Origin of the sequence: Rubripirellula obstinata, from assembly GCF_001642955.1 — a bacterium.
GTDB lineage: Bacteria > Planctomycetota > Planctomycetia > Pirellulales > Pirellulaceae > Rubripirellula > Rubripirellula obstinata.
Map to the genome: position 1 here is coordinate 1 of NZ_LWSK01000240.1, position 2617 is coordinate 2617.

At 53.0% G+C, this 2617-nt stretch carries 1 protein-coding gene and 1 tRNA gene; both read left to right on the plus strand.

The window, feature by feature from the left end; all coding sequences use genetic code 11:
* The first annotated feature begins 736 nt into the window (after positions 1–736).
* The gene (gene rho / locus RC85_RS25345) at positions 737–2089 is read left to right on the plus strand and encodes a transcription termination factor Rho (RefSeq protein ID WP_068267678.1); all 1353 of its coding nucleotides are present in this window, start codon (positions 737–739) and stop codon (positions 2087–2089) included.
* Positions 2090–2174: 85 nt separating this feature from the next.
* Positions 2175–2257, plus strand: a tRNA-Ser gene (locus RC85_RS25350).
* Positions 2258–2617: the final 360 nt, after the last annotated feature.

Here is a 2617-nt window from a genome sequence, read left to right on the forward strand (position 1 = left end):
GGAACAAGTTCTCGACCAGAACGGACCAGCCGAGGTAGGCTTCGGCCACCTCTGGGCGACCTCACCGTTTAAAGTGAACCGGCTTTCACCGATTCACGACTAAGTTCGTGAACCCTGCGGCTCACGCGCGAGTTCCGCTACCCGAAAATTGAGGTGACGCTGAATACTAGCCTACACCGACGATGGTCTTGACATCGGTGTTCAGCGAGATATATTTGGCAATAGAAGGCATGAAGAAGGTAGCAATCAGAGCTTAACCGGCTCATCTACCTCTCCCCCGGACACATCATCCTGTCCATCTCAAGTGACAACAACGCAAACAACGCAAACGACGCGACTGTCACGATGCTGCGTGAAGCATTTCGTGTTGGCAAATTTGCCATTTCGAGATCCCTTACCCAGGTCGAATTGAGACTGGTCCATTGAAGGAAATGACCTCCACACAAACGACCTTTGGAATCAGCGTTTACTGATTCTCGTAAAGCCGATCAAATTGGCTACCTCTCATTAAATCTTTGGTTCAGTGACACGAAACGGTTTTCGGCCACACGAATGAAACGACTCGGCGTTGGATCCATATTCACGCCGATATCTTGATGCGGAACACACCGCCGTTTTTCATCAAGATTATTTTCCCTTTCCTTTCTAGGCGCGGTATTTCTTCAACCCCAGTTGATATGTCCCATTTTGGTCGATTCGATCGTCCAATCAGTCAGGTCAGCTATCTGGATTACACATGGCGAAAAAGAAACGATCAAACCGAGGCCGTGGCCAAGGATCTGGTTCCGGCGGAAACAATGGATCCGGTGGACACAACGGTTCCGGTGGCCAAGGCCCATCCGGCAATAAGTCGAGAACACGTCGCCGCAGACGTGGCGGTGGCGGCGGTGGCGGCGGCGGTCAGAATGGAAACAACGGTCCAGATCGCGAAGATGACAACCTGCCCAACGACGCACCGCTGATCGAGGGCCAAGGCATTCTGGAAATGCACCCCAACGGTTACGGGTTCTTGCGGGGGATCGACAACAACTATTCGCGTGAACGAAGCGATCCATTTGTTCCTGGCACGATGATCGAACGCTATGGGCTTCGCCAAGGTGTTTACATCAAAGCGATGGTCCAAGACGGTCGCCGACAACAGGGCCCGCGAGTTCGCGAAATCCTGGACGTGGATGGAATGGCTCCGGATGCGTTCCTAGAAGTCAAAGCGTTCGACACGTTAACGCCGATCAATCCAGAAGTTTGGTTGCCGATGGAAGTTGGCAAGAAACCGCTGACCAATCGAGTCATCGATCTGCTGACGCCGATGGGCAAGGGCCAACGAGCATTGATCGTTGCACCGCCACGCAGCGGCAAAACGATCATGCTGCAAAACATTGCCGAAGGCATGTCAGTCAATCATCCCGATGTCAAACTGATCGTCTTGCTGATCGACGAACGTCCGGAAGAAGTCACGGACATGAAACGCAGCATCACCGGCGGCGAAGTGATCGCCAGCAGTTTGGATATGGACGTAGAAAGTCACGTGCGTTTGAGCCAGTTGGTGATCGATCGTGCGAAACGACTCGCAGAATCCGGCCAAGACGTTTTCTTGATGCTTGATTCGATTACCCGTCTTGCCCGTGCGTTTAACAAATGGGTCGGCAAGTCAGGACGTGGTCGAGCGACGGGAACCGGTGGGTTGGACATCAGTGCGATGGATGTTCCAAAGAAACTATTTGCAACCGCTCGAGCATTCCAAGAAGGCGGTTCGCTAACGATTGTCGGCACCTGCTTGGTCGATACCAACAGCCGAATGGATGAAGCGATTTTCCAGGAGTTCAAGGGAACTGGTAACATGGAAGTCGTCTTGGACCGTCGGTTGGCCGACCGCCGCGTTTGGCCATCGATCGACATCTCGCAAAGTGGAACTCGCCGCGAAGAATTACTTCACGACGAAGAAACCTACGAAGCAGTCACGATGCTGCGGCGAACGCTATCGACGATGCACGAATGCGATGCGATGGAACAATTGACCAAGCAACTTGGGCGATTCGAATCCAACGCTGAATTTATCAAACTGATCAGCGGAGCCAGCGCAGCTTTTTGATCGGAAATCGGTAAGCTTGATTTACTCGTCTTGATCGCAATGCGACCAGACGGCACAATCTAGGTTCATCGGCTGATTTTAAAACGGAGGATAAGCGAATTGGTGAGCGGCCTCACTGGAACTGAGGTACCCCGCAAGGGGCTGCGAGTTCGAGTCTCGTGTCCTCCGCTTTTGAAACGCCGCCCAAGACAATAGTTTTGGGCGGCGTTTTTTTATGTTCGCTCGGTTCAACTCGGCGGCGTTAAAAATTGATGAACGCCGTAAAGCGTTTCTAAATTGTTTAACCGCGTGGGCATCGCCCCGCTCCGTGAAGGGTTTTGGTCCCGGAAAACACGTGTTAGGAACGTACGACTTTTTATAGTCGCCTTTCGCTCGGGACGTCGCATCAGTTACCGCGCAATAGGCCTGGAGGGCCGGCAGCTCCCTGCCGGGTGCGCAAGCACCCGGATGGCTGCCCCACATCAGTTCTCTGTAACCGAGCCAGAGAACTGATGAGAGATAACACTGCCATCCGGGGATTTACATCCC